Origin of the sequence: Nodosilinea sp. LEGE 06152 (assembly GCF_015207525.1) — a bacterium.
GTDB lineage: Bacteria > Cyanobacteriota > Cyanobacteriia > Phormidesmidales > Phormidesmidaceae > Nodosilinea.
In genome coordinates, this window is the sequence record NZ_JADEWR010000008.1 from 140,565 (window position 1) to 159,478 (window position 18,914).

At 57.5% G+C, this 18,914-nt stretch carries 14 protein-coding genes and 1 pseudogene; 10 read left to right on the top strand and 5 right to left on the bottom strand.

Annotated elements, in window-relative coordinates:
* The first annotated feature begins 2 nt into the window (after positions 1-2).
* The 4 genes from IQ265_RS13020 to clpB all read left to right on the top strand — a co-directional run bounded on the left by IQ265_RS13020 (position 3) and on the right by clpB (position 6,955).
* Positions 3-1,031 (top strand): ABC transporter permease, encoded by a 1,029-nt coding sequence (locus tag IQ265_RS13020; RefSeq protein ID WP_194054210.1) that lies wholly within the window; start codon positions 3-5, stop codon positions 1,029-1,031.
* 478 nt (positions 1,032-1,509) lie between these two features.
* A complete protein-coding gene (locus IQ265_RS13025; protein ID WP_194054212.1) occupies positions 1,510-2,334 on the top strand; it encodes an alpha/beta hydrolase in 825 nt (274 codons plus the stop codon).
* Positions 2,327-3,982 (top strand): diguanylate cyclase, encoded by a 1,656-nt coding sequence (locus IQ265_RS13030; protein WP_194054220.1) that lies wholly within the window; start codon positions 2,327-2,329, stop codon positions 3,980-3,982. Before IQ265_RS13025 ends, IQ265_RS13030 begins: the two co-directional genes overlap by 8 nt.
* A gap of 285 nt (positions 3,983-4,267) precedes the next feature.
* The gene (clpB, locus tag IQ265_RS13035) at positions 4,268-6,955 is read left to right on the top strand and encodes an ATP-dependent chaperone ClpB (protein WP_194054222.1); all 2,688 of its coding nucleotides are present in this window, start codon (positions 4,268-4,270) and stop codon (positions 6,953-6,955) included.
* Positions 6,956-7,055: 100 nt separating this feature from the next.
* On the opposite strand, the gene IQ265_RS13040 is transcribed toward clpB, so the two are convergent.
* Entirely contained in the window at positions 7,056-7,670 is a 615-nt protein-coding gene (locus tag IQ265_RS13040; protein ID WP_194054326.1) for a class I SAM-dependent methyltransferase, read from the bottom strand.
* Between the two features lie 340 nt (positions 7,671-8,010).
* On the opposite strand from IQ265_RS13040, the gene IQ265_RS13045 reads away from it, so the two are divergent.
* The 4 genes and pseudogenes from IQ265_RS13045 to IQ265_RS13060 all read left to right on the top strand — a co-directional run bounded on the left by IQ265_RS13045 (position 8,011) and on the right by IQ265_RS13060 (position 11,221).
* Positions 8,011-8,205, top strand: coding sequence for a DUF4278 domain-containing protein (locus IQ265_RS13045; protein ID WP_194054224.1), 195 nt, complete (start codon positions 8,011-8,013; stop codon positions 8,203-8,205).
* Positions 8,206-8,357: 152 nt separating this feature from the next.
* Complete coding sequence (locus IQ265_RS13050) at positions 8,358-10,433, top strand: transporter substrate-binding protein (protein ID WP_194054226.1); 2,076 nt, start codon at positions 8,358-8,360, stop codon at positions 10,431-10,433.
* A gap of 187 nt (positions 10,434-10,620) precedes the next feature.
* Positions 10,621-10,914 (top strand): annotated as a pseudogene (locus IQ265_RS13055) (BrnT family toxin).
* Entirely contained in the window at positions 10,901-11,221 is a 321-nt protein-coding gene (locus IQ265_RS13060; protein ID WP_194054228.1) for a hypothetical protein, read from the top strand. The pseudogene IQ265_RS13055 and the gene IQ265_RS13060 overlap by 14 nt, the downstream one beginning before the upstream one ends.
* A gap of 43 nt (positions 11,222-11,264) precedes the next feature.
* On the opposite strand, the gene IQ265_RS13065 is transcribed toward IQ265_RS13060, so the two are convergent.
* Entirely contained in the window at positions 11,265-11,555 is a 291-nt protein-coding gene (locus tag IQ265_RS13065) for an antitoxin (protein ID WP_194054230.1), read from the bottom strand.
* An 88-nt stretch (positions 11,556-11,643) separates the two neighbouring features.
* Here IQ265_RS13065 and IQ265_RS13070 point away from each other — a divergent pair, with 88 nt between their 5' ends.
* On the top strand, positions 11,644-12,600 hold the full coding sequence (locus IQ265_RS13070; RefSeq protein ID WP_194054232.1) for a hypothetical protein: 957 nt from the start codon (positions 11,644-11,646) through the stop codon (positions 12,598-12,600).
* Between the two features lie 140 nt (positions 12,601-12,740).
* Here the strand turns inward: IQ265_RS13070 and IQ265_RS13075 are convergent, their stop codons facing one another.
* On the bottom strand, positions 12,741-16,739 hold the full coding sequence (locus IQ265_RS13075) for a magnesium chelatase subunit H (protein ID WP_194054234.1): 3,999 nt from the start codon (positions 16,737-16,739) through the stop codon (positions 12,741-12,743).
* A 582-nt stretch (positions 16,740-17,321) separates the two neighbouring features.
* Between IQ265_RS13075 and IQ265_RS13080 the strand changes: the two genes are divergently transcribed.
* Positions 17,322-17,858 carry a DUF305 domain-containing protein gene (locus IQ265_RS13080; protein ID WP_278002749.1) on the top strand — a complete coding sequence of 179 codons (537 nt, stop codon included), beginning with the start codon at positions 17,322-17,324 and terminating at the stop codon, positions 17,856-17,858.
* 93 nt (positions 17,859-17,951) lie between these two features.
* Here the strand turns inward: IQ265_RS13080 and IQ265_RS13085 are convergent, their stop codons facing one another.
* Entirely contained in the window at positions 17,952-18,368 is a 417-nt protein-coding gene (locus IQ265_RS13085) for a hypothetical protein (RefSeq protein ID WP_194054237.1), read from the bottom strand.
* 130 nt (positions 18,369-18,498) lie between these two features.
* Entirely contained in the window at positions 18,499-18,855 is a 357-nt protein-coding gene (locus IQ265_RS13090) for an iron-sulfur cluster assembly accessory protein (RefSeq protein WP_194054240.1), read from the bottom strand.
* Positions 18,856-18,914: the final 59 nt, after the last annotated feature.

Here is an 18,914-nt window from a genome sequence, read left to right on the forward strand (position 1 = left end):
CTATGTCCTCTCGCTCTGCCGCTCTGCGCTACTACGTTTTCACCCGGCTGCTGCTGGCCCCGCTGATGATCTTGACGATCACGACGGTGGTGTTTTTGCTGCTGCGGGCCACGCCCGGTGACCCAGTGGATGCGCTGTTGGGGGCACGGGCTCCGGCGGCGGCTAAGGAGGCGATGCGGGTTCAGCTCGGCCTCGATCAGCCCTTGTTGATCCAATACTTGAACTATCTAGGCGACTTGCTACGCCTGGATCTGGGGTCTTCGCTGGCCACCCAGGGGCAAACGGTGTGGCAAATTATTCGGGCTCACTTTCCCGCGACGGTAGAGCTGACGGTGTGCGGCATGATTGTGGCCACGCTGGTGGGCGTGGGTGTGGGGGCGCTTGCGGCCTCGCGGCCCAACTCATCGCTCGATGCGGGGGGACGGCTGTTTGGCATTATTACCTACGCCATTCCAATGTACTGGTTTGGCATGATTTTGCAGCTCATTTTTGCGGTGCAGCTGCGCTGGTTTCCCATTGGTACTCGCTACCCGCTGCGGGCCACTCCGCCCTCGGGGCCGACGGGGCTGTACTTGCTCGACAGTTTGCTAACGCTGGATATTGGCGCTTTTTTGACTACGCTCTACTACCTGGCGCTGCCCAGCCTGACTTTAGGCATTCTTATTAGCGGCGTGTTTGAGCGCATGGTGCGGGTCAACCTGAAGCAGACCCTGGCGGCAGACTACGTGGAGGCGGCACGGGCACGGGGCATTCCAGAGCGGCGCATTGTGCTGGTACACGCGCTGAAGAATGCGATGATTCCGGTGATTACCATTTTGGGACTGACCTTTGCCTCAATGCTGGGCGGGGCGGTGCTAACGGAGGTAACGTTTTCGTGGCCGGGATTGGCCAACCGCCTGTACGAAGCGATCTCCCAACGCGATTACCCAGTGGTGCAGGGACTCATGGTGTTTTTTGCCATGATCGTGGCGGTGATTAGCATTGCGATCGACATCCTGAACGCCTATATCGATCCCCGCATTCGCTATTAGAAAAGCTGCCCCCGATAGGTTGAGTGCAGCCGACCGTTTGCCTCTAGGGGATATCTGTTGTGATCCAGGGCTTTTGAACTCAGATCTGGTACTAGGCGCTATTTTTTCTATGACCCTTACGCTTGCTACCAGGGACGTTGAGCGACTGGATTGGTTTATTTTTTAGCTGCTTAAAGATAACCCGATCGCAGCGATCGAGTGCGCCTGCTACAGCCTAATGGTCAAGGCTATTTTTGTGGTGCCTGCCCATTCGGCGGTTGGCGGTGTAGCCTAGAGAGTGTGCCTGGGCAGGGCGTGCTTGGCAAACAAGTTTTGGCAGCAATGCCGTAGCGTTTTGTGGGCAATTGTTGAGAAAAACTACGATGGCTAACGTCTTTTGAATATGAGGTTGGGGCATCGGTTTAGGTTTCTGTTGCCCTTTAGCGGTTGGGAATGCTAGGGCAACAGATAACGCAATGCTGGAGTACAGGGGTAGACCATGTCAGCGGATGTGTTAAGGCGCAACAACGTGACGGTAATTGGTCAAGGGCAGCAGCCCCTGATGCTGGCCCACGGGTTCGGCTGTGACCAGAACATGTGGCGGTTTATTACCCCTGCCTTTGAGGCGGAGTACCGGCTCGTTCTATTTGATTACGTTGGGGCGGGCAAGTCAGAGACCGAGGCCTACGATTTGCGGCGATACAGCCAGCTCGACGGCTATGCCCAGGATGTCTTGGAGATTTGTGCGGCACTGGAACTAGAAAAGATTGTTTTTGTCGGCCATTCTGTTAGCAGCATGATTGGTTTGCTGGCGGCGATCGCAGCCCCCGATTATTTTGAGCGGCTGATCATGATTGGCCCGTCGCCCCGCTACATCAACGACGACGGCTACATTGGCGGCTTTGAGCGCCAGGACATTGACCAACTGCTCGACATCATGGAGAAAAACTACATTGGCTGGGCCCACTTTCTGGCCCCGCTGGTGATGCAAAACCCCGATCGCCCCGAGCTGGGCCAGGAGCTAGAGGAAAGCTTTTGCTCCACCGACCCCACGATGGCCACCCGCTTTGCTAAGACCACCTTCTACGGCGACAACCGCAGCGATTTGGCCAAGGTAACGGTGCCCTCCCTAATTTTGCAGTGTGCTGAGGACGCGATCGCCCCCACCGAGGTGGGCCGCTACCTGCACCGACACCTGCCCCACAGCACCCTGACGCTGATGGCAGCTACCGGTCACTGCCCCCACATGAGCCACCCCGAAGAAACGGTTCAGCACATCAAAACCTATCTGGAGGCGGCCAGCCTGACCTCAACCTATGGTTAATCTTGGTTCTAACCCCACGTCGGCATCCCAGAACGTAGACCCCATGCTTGAGCAGGCTCCCTGCGGGTTTCTGTCGGTGCGGGACGACGGCATCATCGAGTACGTCAATGGCACTCTGTGCCAGCTGCTGGGCTGGGAACCGGGGACGCTACATGGGCAGAACGTTATCGCCATTTTGCCCATGGCCAGCCGCATTTTTTACCAGACTCACGTGTTCCCTATGCTGCGGATGCAGGAATCGGCCAGTGAGCTTTACTTTTCGCTGCGATCGCGATCGGGTCAGGATATTCCCATTCTGGCCAACGGTGTGCGGCAGCAGCGCCACGGCGAGCTGATCAACGACTACGTGGTGATTCCCATTCGCCAGCGAATGCAGTACGAAGATCAAATTCTCAGGGCCAAACGAATGGCCGAGGCTGCGATTGGGGCCCAAAAGCAGGCCGAAGCCACCCTCAAGCAGCAGTACGAACGGGCCGTAGCGCTGGGGCAAATTACCCAGCACATCCGCGAATCGCTCGATCTGCCCCAAATTTTTGCCGTCGCCGCCCAGGAAACCCGCCAGGGCCTAGGGGCCGATCGGGTTGGCATTTTTCGGTTTACCCAGGCCAATGAGGGGGCTGATGAGGCCGTCGGCGGCGGGTTTGTCTCCGAGGCGGTGACTCCGGGAGTCGACGCTGTGATGGCGGCGCAGGTACCGCACCACGGCTTTGGCGACCACTACCGGAGCATTCGTGCCCGGGGGGGCACCCTGGCCATTCGCGACCTACACGACCTAGACGAGATGCCTCCACCGGCTGAGGTCACCCAGCTGTTTAGCCAGTTTCAGGTGCAGGCCACCCTGGTCGTCCCCCTGCACAAGGGGCCTGAGCTGTGGGGACTGATTGTCATTCACCACTGCCAGGGGCCGCGCTACTGGCAAGGGGTCGAAGTCGAGCTGGTCGAAGACATTGCCGTGCAGCTAGCGATCGCCATTCAGCAGGCCGATCTGGTCAAACAGCTCCAGGTCGAGCTGCTAGAGCGCCAGCGTGCCGAGGCCCGCCTGACCGAGATCAACCGTGAACTCCAGCACGCGACGGGGCTGCTAGAGCAGCTGGCTCACATCGACCCGCTGACCCAGATTGCCAACCGCCGCCGCTTTAGCGATCGCCTAGACGAAGAATGGAACCGCCTCAGCCGCGATCGCCTGCCCCTGTCGCTGCTGCTGTTTGACCTCGACTATTTCAAACAGTACAACGACACCTACGGCCACCAGCTGGGGGATGACTGCCTCTACACAATTGCTCAGGCGGCGCAGGGGGTGGTCGGCCGCCCCACCGACCTGCTGGCTCGCTACGGCGGCGAAGAATTTGCGGTGATTTTGCCCAACACCCATCGCCAGGGGGCGATCGCGGTGGCCCAGCACATTCACCAGGCGATCGCGGCGCGGGCTATCCTCCATCGGGCCTCGGCGGTGAGCAATCAGGTGACCCTCAGCCTGGGTCTCAGCACCCTCACCCCCAGCCGCGAGCTAACCTCGACGGTGCTGATTCAGCAGGCCGACCAGGCCCTCTACCGAGCCAAGCAGCAGGGACGCAATCGAACGGTGGTGTTTGACCCGGCCGTGTTTGACTCAGGATATGACCCCGACCCGCTGCCGCCAGCCCTCTAATGCCAGCCAGATCAGTTATCCAGCTCTATCATTTATATAGGCATTTGTATGGGGCGTACCCAGGACGTCGTAACAGCTTGTGCCTCGGGCGCTGACCCTCAGCAACAGCGACGGCTGTGCCCCCTGGGAATTTGGAGACTAGTGTTGGATAGCGAACCGTTTGCGGCGGTCGGGCCGCCTATGCTCTACCCAGGCGCTACGGCCGCCGCCCCAGCGCCCAACTGATATACTGAACGTCCAACCGTTACAAAAAGCAAAGCGCACGCCTGCCTGCCCACGGAGATTATGCAGCCAACCGATCCCGATAAGTTTACCGCCAAAGCCTGGGATGCCATCGTTGAGGCCCAGGACGTGGCCCGCCGCTGCAAGCATCAGTATATGGAGGTGGAGCACGTCATTATTGCTCTGCTCGACCAGGAGGAAGACGGGCTGGCCCACAAAGTGTTGGACAAGGCCAATCTCGACAGTGACCTGATTCTTGACGAGCTAGAAACCTTTGCCAAACGCCAGGCGCGGGTGCGGCCCGGCCTCGACAGCAACCTGTACCTGGGTCAAAGCCTCGATCGCATGCTCGATCAGTCCGAGGCGGCGCGGCAAACCCTCAAAGACAAATATATCTCCGTCGAGCACCTGCTGCTGGGTTTTCAGGAAGACGAGCGCATCGGTCGACGGCTGCTGCGGGGCTTTAACGTCGAAGGCCCGGAGCTAATGGCGGCGGTGCAGGCGGTGCGCGGTAGCCAGAAGGTCACCGACCAAAACCCCGAGTCGCAGTACGACGCGCTGGAGAAATTTGGCATCGACCTCACCCAGCTGGCCCGCGACGGCAAGCTCGACCCCGTGATTGGCCGCGACGACGAGATCCGCCGGGTGATTCAGGTGCTGTCGCGCCGCACCAAAAATAACCCGGTGGTGATTGGCGAACCGGGGGTGGGCAAAACTGCGATCGCCGAAGCCCTGGCCCAGCGCATTATCAATGGCGAAGTGCCCGAGTCGCTGAAGGGGCGCACGCTAATTTCCCTCGACATTGGCGGGCTGATTGCCGGAGCTAAGTTTCGCGGCGAGTTTGAGGAACGGCTGCGGCTGGTGCTGCGTGAAGTCACCGACTCCGCCGGGCAGGTGGTGCTGTTCATTGACGAGCTGCACACCGTGGTGGGGGCCGGGGCGGGCCAGGGCACCATGGATGCCAGCAACCTGCTCAAGCCCATGCTGGCGCGGGGCGAGCTGCGCTGCATAGGGGCCACCACCCTAGACGAGTACCGCAAGCACATCGAAAAAGACGCCGCCCTGGAGCGCCGCTTTCAGCAGGTGTACGTGGGCCAGCCAAGCGCCGAAGACACCATCTCTATTCTGCGGGGGCTGAAAAAGCGCTACGAGTCGTACCACGGCGTCGAGATTGCCGACAGCGCCCTGGTGGCGGCGGCAGTGCTCTCCGATCGCTACATTGCCGATCGCTTTTTGCCCGACAAGGCCATTGACTTGGTAGACGAAGCCGCCGCCAAGCTCAAGATGGAGATCACCTCCAAGCCCGAGGAGCTAGAGGGCATCGAGCGCCGCCTGATGCAGCTGGAGATGGAAAAGCTCTCCCTAGAAGCCGAGAATGGGGCCGCCACCAAAGCGTCGCGGGCACGACTGGGCCGTATTGAGCAGGAAATTGCCGAACTCCAGGCCAAGCAGCGGTCGCTCAGCGGCCAGTGGCAGGGCGAAAAGCAGGCCCTCGACGCCATCAACGCTCTCAAAGAAGAAGAAGATCAGATTCGCCTCCAGATTCAGCAGGCCGAGCGCGCCTATGACCTCAACAAAGCCGCCCAGCTCAAGTACGGCAGGCTGGAGGCAATTCAGCGCGATCGCGAAGATCTAGAGGCCCAGCTGCTCGAAGTGCAGGCCCAGGGCAACACCCTACTGCGCGAGCAGGTCACTGAAGCCGATATCGCCGAAATCGTCGGCAAGTGGACGGGCATCCCGGTCAACCGGCTGATGGAGTCGGAGCGGCAAAAGCTGCTCCAGCTCGAAGGCCACCTGCACGAGCGGGTGATCGGCCAGGACGAAGCCGTCGAGGCCGTCGCCGCCGCCATTCGCCGCGCCCGCGCCGGCATGAACGACCAGGGCCGTCCCCTGGGCTCGTTCCTGTTTATGGGGCCGACGGGGGTGGGCAAGACCGAGCTGGCCCGCGCTCTGGCCGAGTTTCTGTTCGACACCGAAGACGCGCTGATTCGCATCGATATGTCGGAGTACATGGAGAAGAACGCGGTATCGCGGCTGGTGGGAGCCCCTCCTGGCTACGTCGGCTACGAAGACGGTGGCCAGCTCTCGGAGGCGGTGCGCCGTCACCCCTACTCAGTGGTGCTGCTCGACGAGGTCGAAAAAGCCCACCCCGACGTGTTCAACATTCTCCTGCAGGTGCTGGACGATGGCCGCATTACCGACTCCCAGGGCCACCGGGTCGATTTTCGCAACACCGTGGTGATCATGACCAGCAACCTGGGCAGCGACCACATTCTAGAGCTGGCGGGCGACGACGATCGCTACGACGAAATGCGCACCCAGGTGCTCAAGGCGCTGCAAAAGCAGTTTCGCCCCGAGTTTCTCAACCGAGTGGACGACTTAATTCTCTTCCACTCGCTGCGCAAGAGTGAGCTGCGCAAGATCGTGGCCCTGCAAATTCGTCGGGTGCAGCGCCGCCTGGCCGACCAGGCGATCGGGCTAGATATTAGCGACGGGGCGATCGACTTCATCGCCGAGAGCGGCTATGACCCTGTGTATGGCGCACGGCCCCTGAAGCGGGCGATTCAGCGACTGCTCGAGAACCCGATCGCCACCAAAATTCTGGAGACGACCTTTGCCCAGGGAGCCACAATCGCGGTGGATTTGGAGGATGGCGCGCTGGTGTTTAGCCACCAGGAACCCGCCGCTTCTGAGCTGCCAGAGGCGGTGGAGGCTGAATCAGCCAAAGTAGAGTCGGTGGTCGGGGGTTAGTCCCTCAGTCGATATCCTGGCGTGGTCGTACCCTTCGACTCCGCTCAGGGTACGACCGGCGCGCCCGCGGTGGCTGAGCGGAGTCGAAGCCACCGCAGGCCTAGTGTTCTTTACGCAGCAAAATCACGTCCTGCCCCAGAATGGTGAGGTTGGCCTGCCAACGGGCCGCTAGCCACTCGAAGGTCTGGCGCGAAAAAAAGCAGATGTGGGTGCGATCGCTCTTGTAGTGCCAGCCAGCAAAGGCCGCATCGTCGCGGGAAAGTTTGGTCATCAGGCCCAAAACACCGCCGGGCCGGAGGCAGCGCCACAGTCGCTCCAGTTCTAGGCGCGGCTGGCGCAGGTGCTCGACCACTTCGGTGGCGGTGATGAAATCGTACTGACGGTCAAAAACGGCGGCGTTGTCGGCGTAAAATAGGTCGTAGAGCGCAACCCTGTGGCCCGCATCCTCGAGCATGACCGAGAGGGTTGGCCCAGGGCCAGAGCCGAAGTCAAGCCCCTGGCTTTGTGGCTGGAGGCAATCTATTAAAGGATTGGTCAGGCGGCTGAGAAAGCGGCGATACCCCAAATCTTGGGAATGGTTTTGGTGCAGATCGTACTCAGCTTTTTCGGCCTGGGGCGAGAGAAAGTGGCCAGGCGGCACAAAGATTAGCTTGCAGCGATCGCAGCGGTAGTAGGCCCGCGGGTTGCAGCTCGCAGAGCCGCGATCGCGGTGCATTTCCTGGGCCTGCTCACCAGTGCACAGGGGGCAGCGGTGGTCGATTGCGGCCGGTTGCTCACTATTGCTCGCCGCGTTCATCGCGTCCTCTGGGTTATTGGTCGTCTATCGGTGACTGCAGCCTACCACCTCAGCCAACCGATCTGGGGCTAGGCGCGGGGTTGGGTCAAAGACCGACATTTTTCACTAAGCAAGGCTAAAAACTTCTGTAACAAATTTGTCAATTTAATATTCATATCAGGACTTCTTAACGTTCTGCGGCCATAATTCTGTCAGCCCTGTAGTGCATTGGTTACGTCAGCGTTTGAAATTCAACTATTAAGTAATCGAAGGTTTTCCCATGCAACTACGTTTTCTTGGTGCCGAGTATGCCTGCCAGTGGCCCACAGTTGAAACCCGCGAAGGGGAAGTTGTCGGCAAGTATCGGGGCGTAGCCTGGAGCACCCGATACCACAGCTCCACAGTGGCGGCTACGGCACCCACTACGCCCGTTACCCTGCGTTTCATGGGCCGCCCCTATCAGGCTCAGGTGTAGTTAACCACTGGCTCATGGTTGGGTTAAATTAACCGCGCCAGCCAGTTTTTTGGGGCCAAATTTTGTCATTTCCGGTGCGGATTGGAGCGGTGCGCTGGGCAATCTAGGGCGTTGGTGAACGATCAAATGCCAGTCCTGATCGCTTTAAACCCATGCCGCCCTCTTCCCTGTCGAAGCCAATTCGCATTGGCCTGTTGCACTCGCTGACCGGCACTATGGCCCTCAGCGAAGTGCCCCTGGTCGATGCAGCTTTAATGGCGATCGCAGAGATTAACCGGGCCGGTGGCGTACTGGGTCGTCCCCTAGAACCCGTGATTCGAGACGGTGGCTCAAACCCCGAGCAGTTTGCGGCCATGGCCCAGGCGCTGATTGAGGTTGACCAGGTGGCGACCGTGTTTGGCTGCTGGACATCGCTCAGCCGCAAGGCCATGCTGCCTGTATTTGCCGCTCACCGGGTGCTGCTGTGGTACCCTGTGCAGTACGAAGGACTAGAGCAGTCGCCCTGGGTATTTTACTCGGGCTCTTGCCCCAACCAGCAGGTAGAACCCGCCCTAGAGTGGCTGCTGGCCCAGGGCAAGCGGCGCATGTACCTGCTGGGGGGAGACTATGTGTTTCCTCGGGTGACCAACAAAATTCTCAAAGGCCAGCTGCACTACCATCAGGGCGAGCTAGCTGGAGAAGCCTACATACCCTTAGGCACTACCGGGTTTGAGGCCGTTATTCAAGATCTGCTGCGCCTGCAGCCCGACGTGGTCTTTAGCACCCTCAACGGCGGTAGCAATCTGGCCTTTTACCAACAGTTTCAGGCGGCGGGGCTCACCCCCGAGCAGATGCCGATTATGGCCATGAGCGTGGCCGAGGCCGAGCTACAGCGCATTGGCCCCGCCGCCGTGGGGCACTACGCCTGCCGCAGCTATTTTCAAAGCTTAAACACGCCCGCCAACCGGCAGTTTGTGACCAACTTCAAGCAGCGCTACGGGGCCGAGCGGGTAACCAGCGCCCCCATTCAAACCGCCTATACCCAGGTTTACCTGTGGCGACAGGCGGTGGAGCAGGCCCAAACGGTGGCCAGTGAAGCGGTGCGAGCGGCAGCTTACGGGCAGCGCTGGCGATCGCCCAGCGGCGAGGTGTGCTGCGAACCCAACCACCATCTGCAAAAAGAGTGCCACATTGGCCAGGCCCAAACCAACAGCCAGTTTCGCATTGTGTACTCTAGCCCCGGTCGCATTCAGCCGCTGCCCTGGCTGGGAGTGGAAGCCGAATCCTTTGCGGCCGCCGATGTCGTGATTGACATGCTGGGGGAGGTCTCGCGCTGTGTGCAGTATAGCTGGGAGCTAGAGCAGCAGTCGCGTCGACTGGAGCAGACCATGGCCCAGCTACACCAGGAGATGGCCCAGCGGCAGCAGGCTGAGGCCGACCTTACCGCCGCCAATGCCAAAATTACCAGCCTCAACCAGGCTTTGGAGGTCGACAACAGCCGCATGAGTGCCGAGCTGAGCGTAGCCCGTCAGCTACAACAGATGATTTTGCCCACGTCTGAGGAACTGGCTGCGATCGCCCACCTAGACATCGCCGGGTTTATGGAAGCCGCCGAAGAGGTAGGGGGCGACTACTACGACGTTTTGCAAGGCAACAGCCGCCGAGTCACCATTGGCATTGGCGATGTGACCGGCCACGGCCTGGAGAGCGGCGTGCTGATGATTATGGCCCAGACGACGGTGCGGATACTGCGAGCCTTCAACGTAACTGACCCAGTAGTCTCCTTTAACACGCTCAATCAGGTGATCTACCAAAACCGTCTGCGGATGGGCTCTTTGCGCAACCTGTCGCTGGCGCTGATCGACTACCAGGACGGCAAACTCGCCATTAGCGGTCAGCATGAGGAGGTGATTGTGGTGCGCGCCAGTGGCACGGTTGAACGCGTCGATACCTTTGATTTGGGTTATCCGGTCGGCATGGTGGAAGATATTTCGGCCTTTGTTGCCCAGCACCATCTCGATCTGGGTGTTGGCGACACCCTGGTGCTCTACACCGACGGCATTACCGAAGCGGAAAATTGCGATCGCAAGTTCTATGGTCTAGATCGCCTAATTGAGGCAGCGCAGCAGCACTCGACCCAGTCAGCCGCCGCCATCCGCGCCGCCATTATTGCCGATGTACGCGCCCACATCGGCGACCACACCATCTACGACGACATCACCCTGGTGGTGCTCAAACGCCAGGTTTAGGAGAATCGACGATCCGGATTGATTAGGTAGTATCGTTAGGCGCGAATCGCTAACCATAATGGGCTAGCGGTGGTGATATCGACGAGGTAGTCTACCGTTTTTCTGGAACAAACACTTTTGTGGCTTGTTTACCACGGCTCCCGATAGGGATAAGCTGCTGACTAACGCTTTTAGCTATGATGAGCAAATGGGTGTAACCTACCGCATTGAGGGACTTGAGTTTGAATGGGACGAAGATAAAGCAGAAAGCAACTTTGAAAAGCATGGTGTTCGCTTTGAAGAGGCTGCTGAGGCTTTTTTTGACCCCTTTTATTAAGTTGGCGATGCGTCGAGGCAAGGTGAAGAGCGCAGTTTTATCTTGGGCTACTCGCTGACTCCCAGATTATTGCTTGCAGTGTATGTTGAAAGAGGGACCCGAACACGCATTATTTCAGCCCGGATAGCTACTCGTTCTGAGCGCGATCTATATGAACAGTCCTGACGAAACGCTTAGCGAAACATTTCAGTTGAAAGTCAATGTCCGTCCTTCTGAAGCGGTGACAGTGACAATACCCATTGATACGCTGGCAGATCTGCGGGCGATCGCAGACAAAAAAGACGTGTCCCTAGAGGGGTTGATCAAGTTCTACATCGGTCAGGGTTTGAGGGCTGATCTAACTCAACTGCGGGCCGACCAAACTCTAAATGCTGCTCAGCAGGTTCTCTCCGAACATCTCAAATCCGGTGAAGCCGCAGCCAAGATCGTTAATGAAATTCGCCAGCGAAGCATAACGGGTACCGCTGGATAGAAATACTCACCATGCCTCTATTTCCCTAGTCAAAAAAGCTCCTTCAGGGACGATTATGGATTTGTCCCTCAAGATTGTGAACCACAAACTGGTGTAGTAAGTTAGCAATCATGGTTTGCAAAGAGGTTTGGGCCTGAGCTGCTAGAGCCTGTAGAAATTGAAGATCTTGAGAAGGGATCTCAATTTTTATTTCCTCTAGCTCTCCCAACTGGGCTTTGGCATAGCTTTGGTAGCGCTTAATTTCTTTCTCACGGTTGGGAACCGACAGCCATCCATCGTTTTTTACCGGTTTTAAAAGTTCCTGTTCTTCTGGCGTTAGCTTAACGTCTTTCATTTACAGCTAACTCCTGCTATTCCGTGACCAGTCAGAAAGTTATATAGTATCGTTAGATTACGTCTCTTTACTTAATTTACTCTGCATTATGGAATTGGCAGTATTTATTACTACTTTTGCCCTTGCAGCCTATTTTTTATGCGAGGAAGTAGGACTAGGAATTAGCACAATATTTGACCGGCTTCCTAAAACTGTCCGAGAGAATAGGAGTACCCTAATTTGGGCTGCTGCCCTCTTAGCTCTTCCTTTCGCATTGTCCAGACTAACTTCCGAGATATTAAAATCTTCAGAATCCCGCCTCCCTGCAAGCACGAGCAGCATTGAAAATCTTGTTATTGGAATTATCACTACTTCAAGTGCAATTTTTGTGGGGAATAGCTTACTAAGAAGAAGTCAACGGAGACAAGATGAAGAAAAAGCTATTTCTCACGTAATCTTCTCTCTGATGAGAATTGCGGGAAACCTCGAAAGCATTGGCACAATAATTATTGATTCATCATCAGGCATTAATCAACCAAGGATTAATAAAAATGCCTCTTTAAGAAGAGGAAGCCTGAGAATAATATCAGGCAAGTGCGATGAAATACTTGAATATGCCCGAAATTCTCTCACTCAAGCATCTAGCATTCATACGTCGCCAAAATGGTATTCCTTTGCCACAAAAATAGATCGAGTAAAAAACAGAGTCTCATTAATGCTAAATCAAGGTTTTTCGCCTGATATCTGCAACCCTGATGAAGGATTAAGCCTCGAAAAGGCCGGCCGCGTTTACTTCCAAATAGTCTTTCCTCTCGAAATAGAAATATATGACTTGCTAGTATCTTCGCAAAAAGATATCAACCAAGAGTATTGGAAGGAGCTAGCTTCGGTCATTAGAGGACGCCTTGAGGACGGAGATAAAAGTGACAGAAATTTTAAAATTGAGAAGTTTGCTCAATCTTTTAGCTCACAGTCAGGCATAAGAAATTTTTCACCAGATTATATTCGCTCAAGTCTTAATGACCAAAGAAATGCAATATTACGAAAGCTTGCGGATTCAAAATAAGTTATATCAATATCTCGTTGAATTAGGCTGTTTGGTTTATCCGGCTTGTATCGAAAGATAAGCTATCGCAGTATTATTAAGAGCCAAAAAACAAGGGTAGACTTATGCCTACCCCTGTCACTTATCCTCTAATTAAGGTTTTATTCTACTCCTTCGATGCGGTCTTCGACTTCCTGGTAAAGCTCTTGCAGCTTTTCCAGGTTTTCGTCGCTGGTTTCCCAGTAGCCGCGCCCGTTCACTTCCAGCAGGGTCGAGACCATGCGACGGAAGGAGTTGGGGTTGAGATCCATCAGACGCTTGCACATCTCTGGATCTTGAATGAAGGTGGTGTTGACATCTTCATAGACCCAGTTGTCCACTGCACCAGCGGTGGCCGACCAGCCCATGGTGTTGACCAGGCGCTTCGACAATTCGCGCACGCCCTCGTAGCCGTGGGAAAGCATCCCTTCGTACCACTTGGGGTTGAGCATCTTGGTGCGGGCGTCGAGCCGTACCGTCTCTGACAGGGTGCGCACCTGGGCGTTGGCGGTAGTGGTGTCAGCGATATAGGCGGCTGGAGCCTTGCCATCTTCGCGCAGAGACGCCACCAGCTTGGTGGGGTCGGAGTCGAAGTAGTGGGAGACGTCGGTGAGGGAGATCTCCGAGGAGTCGAGGTTTTGGAAGGTGGCCTCGGCAGTTTTGAGGGCCGACTCAAACAGGCCCCGGTTGCTGTCCATAACGCCGGGGTTGTCGGAGTTGAAGGCAAAGGACTTGCGCTTCAGGTACATCTCCTGGAGTTCGGCCTCGTTCTCCCAGGTGCTATTTTCCACCGCCAGGTTGATGTTGGAGGAGTAGGAGCCAGAGGCGTTGGAGAAGATGCGGGTGGCGGCTTCTCGCACCGACAGGCCCATCTCCGCCGCCTGCTCAAGGGCGTGCTTGCGCACAAAGTTCATCTCCAGGGGCTCGTCGGCTTCGGCGGCCATTTTGACGGCGCGATCGAGCAGGGCCATCTGGTTAATGAACAGGTCGCGGAATACCCCGGAGCAGTTGACCACGATGTCGATGCGGGGGCGGCCCAGCTCTTCGAGGGACAGCAGCTCCAGTTTATTCACCCGGCCCAGGGAGTCGGGCACGGGTTTGACGCCGACAAACCACATCATCTGGGCGAGGGATTCGCCGTAGGTTTTGATGTTGTCGGTGCCCCAGAGCACGGTGGCAATGGTTTCGGGGTAAGCGCCGCCGTTTTCCTGGCGCTGGCGCTCTAACAACCTATCCACCACGATTTTGGCGGATTGTACTGCCGCCGTCGTGGGAATCGATTGGGGGTCAAGGGCGTGGATGTTTTTGCCAGTGGGCAGCACATCAGGGTTGCGGATGGGGTCGCCGCCGGGGCCGGGGAGCACGTATTCGCCTTCGAGGGCTTGCAGCAGGCCGCCCAGCTCGTTGTCGGCGCAGACCTGCTCCAGGCAGAACTCCAGATACTCCATCAGGGGTTTGATGGCGTCGGCGTCTACGTTCTTGTAGCCCGCCTCATGGAGGGCTTTAATCCAGGGTTCTTTGCGGCCAATGTTGAAGAAGTTGAGCCGCGACACCATGGAGACCCGCCCTTCAGCGTCAATCTGCTCGTGGACGAGGGCGGAGATGGCGGCACGAACGCCCTGGTTAATGTCGTAGAGGAGTTGGACATCGGCTAGGACGCCGCGATCACTGTTCCCATAAATCTCATCGATATCCCGCCCGATGCTCTCGGCAATCAGGCGCTGAAGGCTCTTGATGCCGTCCTCTTCGCGATCGAGGCTGCCGATGTTGACCAGGGTGGCGATCGCCTCTTCAGCCGTGGGCGGCTTGCCCACCACGTGCAGACCGCAGGGCAGCAGCCGCGACTCGATCTCCATCAGCTTGATGTAGATCTTGCCTACCAGATTGTCGCGTTCCTCGTTGGAAAGCTCCCCGGTATCGCCCTCGGGCAGCACCACGTCCCGATCGAGATTACAGATCCGCGCCGTCTCGATGATGGCGTTGACGATCTGCACCGCCCGGCCACTCTCTTTGTTGCCCTGGTAGGAGCCGATTAGCTCACTCAGCTCCTTCAGCCCTTTGTACAGGCCCGCATTTTCAGCGGGGGGCGTTAGGTAGCTGATAGTTTCGGCGTAGCCCCGGCGCTTGGCGATCGTGGCCTCGGAGGGGTTGTTGGCGGCGTAGTAGTAGAGGTTGGGAATGCTGCCAATCAGGTTGTCGGGATAGCAGGTGCCCGACATGCCCATCTGCTTACCGGGCATAAACTCTAGCGACCCGTGGGTGCCAAAGTGTAGCACCGCATCCGCCCCCCAGATTTTGTTCAGGAAGGTGTAGTAGGCGGCGAAGCCGTGGTGGGGACTGGCGGAGCGGGAGAACAACAGCCGCATGGGGTCGCCCTCGTAGCCAAAGGTGGGCTGCACGCCGATGAACACATTGCCAAAGGCCTTGCCGTAGACCAGCATGTTTTCGCCGTCGGTGTTCAGGTTGCCCGGCGGTGGCCCCCAGTTTTCTTCCAGGCGTTCGGCGTAGGGGGTGAGGGCCTGGTACTCGCGCACCGGCATGCGGTAGGCAATGTTCAGCTCGGGGCTGCTGTACTGAGCCTGGGCGTCGTGGATGACCTCTTGCAGCAGGGCTTCGGGCGACTCGGGCAGATCCTGCACGTCGTAGCCGTTTTGCTTCATCGCCTCCAGCACTTTGTAGATGGAGCCAAATACGTCGAGGTAGGCGGCGGTGCCCACGTTGCCCTTGTCGGGGGGGAAGCTGAAGACGGTGATCGCCAGCTTTTTGTCGAGCTTGGGCTTGCGGCGCAGGTTGGCCCACTTCATCGCCCGCTGGGTGATCGATTCAATCCGATCCTGAAGCGAAATTGCCCGTCCGGTCAGACCATCGCGGCCCGAAAGCACAATCGGCTCGATCGCCCCATCCAGCTCGGGGATCGCCATTTGCAGCGCCACCTGAATCGGGTGCAGGCCCAGGTCGCTGTCTTCCCACTCCTCGGTGGTTTGGAAGACCAGGGGCAGCGCCACCATGTAGGGGCGGTTGAGCCGCTTGAGGGTTTCGATCGCCTTGGGGTGATCCTGCCGGGCGGGGCCGCCTACCAGGGCAAAGCCGGTGAGAGACACCACCGCATCGACGATCGCCCGATCCTTGTCCACCGGATCAAAGAAATAGGCATCCACGGGCTTCGAGAAATCTAGACCGCCCGCAAACACGGGGATCACCTTCGCCCCCAGGTACTCAAACTCCTGCACCATGGCAACGTAATGGGCCTCGTCACCAGTCACCAGGTGGGTGCGCTGCAGCACCAGGCCGATGGTGGGAGCCAGGGGATCCCTGAGATCCTCAGAGATATCGCGGCGGGAGGCGTGCCAGTTGAGGTACTCCTTGATGTCCTCAAACATCTGCGGGGCCATGGGGTGCCAGATGCCCATGTCGGGGTAGGTGACGGGCTCTTCGTACTCCAGGCTCTCGGTCTGGGGCGCGCCTTCGATCTGGCTATCGGTGATCACATAGCGATCGGCCAGCATGAGAAAGAAATTTTCTAGGTTCTCGGGGGAACCGCCCAGCCAGTACTGGAAGCTGAGCATGAAGTTGCGGGCGTCCTGGGCCTTTTCGACGGGCAGGTACTTCAGCACCGTGGGCAGGGTGCGCAGCAGCTTTAGCATGGCGTCTTGGAAGCCTGCTCCCGACTTCTCCTTCCGCTTCTTCATGAAGGAGGCGATCATGCTCTTCGACTGGCCAAGCTGGGCCATGGAAAAGCTGCCCATCTTGTTGAGGCGCATCACCTGGGGCATGGAGGGGAAGCACACGGCTACATCCAGGTTGTCGCGCACGGGGGCAACGGCCTCGACCACCTTGTCGGCCAGGTCTTCGATGAAGATCAGCGAGGCGATGAACACGTTGGCCTCGGCCACATCTTGCTTAAAGGCCTCGTAGTTGTTGGCGTCGCGCAGCTCTTCGATCAGGTAGCCGTTGACTTCGAAGGCCACCTGAGAGTTGCTGGCATTGATCGATCGGATGGCGGACGAGAGCGAGCTCTGGTATTGAGGCTCTAGAACCACATAGACCACCTTAACCAGACGCCGCCCGTGGAGATCGTCGGGGGCAATGTGGCGCACAGTGGGCTTGACGTGGGTGAACATGCAGTAAAACTCCTTTCGCGGCTAAGGCTGGGGTAGTGAAAAGCCGTGAGGGCAGGATCAGCAGCACTGACCAAGGCGCACCACAGGCAAACTCTAGGGATTGTATAGGAAATATTTCGTAACGAAAGCAAAATCAAGTATGTCTTTCATGTTTGTATCAGAAAACCTTGCCAGATAAGGCTTAGGGCGATTAGGTGACACAATTTGAAATAAATAAGACTCGACTTTGTTAACAAAATTTACAGGGAGACGCGATCGCTTCTCTCATTCTCGTAACAAAAACTTAATAAATCTGGTCACGTCATCATTTTGTCGGCTCTGGCGCTTTAGCTAGAGGTTTGCCTGCTGGGATGACGGACCAAACCTTTCTCGAAAGGCGATCGCATTCCTTGACTCTCTAGCCCACTGGAGTGTGTACCCTAGATCGGTAACGCGGTTTGGATACTGACTATGCGCCTCAATCGGTCTCTAGCTACGGTTCTTGCCCTTGCTGCGCTGGTGCCTCTAGCGGCTTGCGGTGGCAGCACCATGGACGCTATGCACGACGGTCACTCAGCCGGAGACGTGGCCGACGGCGACGGCATGCACGGTGGCCATGGTGCAGGGGAGCACACTATGAATCTCGGCCCTGCCGATGCCACCTATGACCTGCGCTTTATCGATGGCATGGTGCCCCACCATGAGGGGGCCGTGGTGATGGCCGAAGCCGCCCTGGAAAACTCTCAGCGGCCCGAAATTCGGCAGCTAGCGGAAGATATTATGGCCGCTCAGCAGGTGGAGATTGCCCAGATGCAGGAATGGCGAGCCGAGTGGTACCCCGATGCCCCCGCCGAGCCCGTGATGTACCACGCCGAGATGAAGCACGACATGGCCATGAGCGAAGAAATGCTCAGCGCTATGCGGATGGATGTGGATTTGGGCGGAGCCGACGAGGAGTTCGACCTGCGCTTTATCAACGCCATGATTCCTCACCACGAGGGGGCGGTGGCGATGGCCGAAGATTTGAAGGCAAAGAGCGATCGCCCTGAACTGCTGACCTTAGCGGATGAGATTATTGCTTCCCAGCAGGCCGAAATCGACCAGATGAAGCAGTGGCGACAGGAGTGGTACGGGCAGTAGGTTCGGTTCTAACAAGAAACCGGGTTCCTGCTGCGCTACAAACCAATCAGTTGGCGATCGCAGGGAAGCAACCCGGTTTCTGACGTCAGTAATTCATTCAAGCCACTGCTTGACGCGGCTCAGACTCTTCCAGTCGGGCTTGCGGGTGAGGCCATCGTCGATGCTCTGCATCACTTCGGTACGCAGGTCATCGGCCACAGACATCACCTGCCCAGCGATTTCGACGTGCTCGCGCACGCCAGGTTTACCGGCATCGAGCATGGCCACCGCCAAGTTGACGCGACCCTGAGGGTCTTGGGGGTTGAGCTTGACGGCCTTTTGGGCGGCTTTGAGGCCGGAGTTGGGTTTGTCGGTGAGCAGGTAGAGCCAGGCCAGGCAGGCCCAGGCGGCAGCACTCTTGGGGGCGCGATCGCACACCTCTTTAAACACCGGAATTAGCTCAGCCGGGTCTTCGCCTTTTTTGTAGCGCTCGATGCCCTCATCAAACAGGGCTTCTACAGTTTGAGTCATGGTCTACAGATATCTAAGCCGCTATCTAGCAAAGCACAGAATGTAGCACCGTAGGATGGGCGATGGGCAAAGCCCTCTGCCCATCGCTAGGAGTTTTGTCTAATCTTTGATAGGCAAAGCCTTGCCCATTCTACGCGCCGAAGGATTTGCCGCAGCCGCAGGTCTGTACCGCGTTGGGGTTGGTGAACTGGAAGCCACCGCCAATCAGCGCGTCGCTGTAGTCGAGCATGAGGCCATAGAGGTAGAGCAGGCTCTTTTTGTCGCAAATTACGCGAAAGCCCTCGTAGTCGTAGACTTCGTCGTGCTCGTTGATGTTGGCGGGGTCTTCAAAATCCATGGTGTAGGACATGCCGGAACAGCCCCCCTGGCGCACCCCCACCCGCAGGCAAAGCTCTTTGTCGCCCTGCTGCTGCTGGAGTGCCTTGACGTGCCGAAGGGCCGTCTCTGACATTAAGATTCCTCGGGTTTGTTCAGTGGCTTGGGCCATTGCAACCTTGTAGTTTTAGTACGACAACATAGTCTAATGATAAACAGACTCACCCCTAA

Coding starts and splice junctions, on each gene's coding strand:
- IQ265_RS13070 (WP_194054232.1), top strand. CDS start 11,644: ATGGAATTGGCAGTATTTATTACTACTTTTGCCCTTGCAGCCTATTTT.
- IQ265_RS13040 (WP_194054326.1), bottom strand. CDS start 7,670: ATGCACCGCGATCGCGGCTCTGCGAGCTGCAACCCGCGGGCCTACTAC.
- IQ265_RS13020 (WP_194054210.1), top strand. CDS start 3: ATGTCCTCTCGCTCTGCCGCTCTGCGCTACTACGTTTTCACCCGGCTG.
- IQ265_RS13060 (WP_194054228.1), top strand. CDS start 10,901: ATGAACAGTCCTGACGAAACGCTTAGCGAAACATTTCAGTTGAAAGTC.
- IQ265_RS13050 (WP_194054226.1), top strand. CDS start 8,358: ATGCCGCCCTCTTCCCTGTCGAAGCCAATTCGCATTGGCCTGTTGCAC.
- IQ265_RS13075 (WP_194054234.1), bottom strand. CDS start 16,739: ATGTTCACCCACGTCAAGCCCACTGTGCGCCACATTGCCCCCGACGAT.
- clpB (WP_194054222.1), top strand. CDS start 4,268: ATGCAGCCAACCGATCCCGATAAGTTTACCGCCAAAGCCTGGGATGCC.
- IQ265_RS13030 (WP_194054220.1), top strand. CDS start 2,327: ATGGTTAATCTTGGTTCTAACCCCACGTCGGCATCCCAGAACGTAGAC.
- IQ265_RS13080 (WP_278002749.1), top strand. CDS start 17,322: ATGCACGGTGGCCATGGTGCAGGGGAGCACACTATGAATCTCGGCCCT.
- IQ265_RS13025 (WP_194054212.1), top strand. CDS start 1,510: ATGTCAGCGGATGTGTTAAGGCGCAACAACGTGACGGTAATTGGTCAA.
- IQ265_RS13045 (WP_194054224.1), top strand. CDS start 8,011: ATGCAACTACGTTTTCTTGGTGCCGAGTATGCCTGCCAGTGGCCCACA.
- IQ265_RS13085 (WP_194054237.1), bottom strand. CDS start 18,368: ATGACTCAAACTGTAGAAGCCCTGTTTGATGAGGGCATCGAGCGCTAC.
- IQ265_RS13090 (WP_194054240.1), bottom strand. CDS start 18,855: ATGGCCCAAGCCACTGAACAAACCCGAGGAATCTTAATGTCAGAGACG.
- IQ265_RS13065 (WP_194054230.1), bottom strand. CDS start 11,555: ATGAAAGACGTTAAGCTAACGCCAGAAGAACAGGAACTTTTAAAACCG.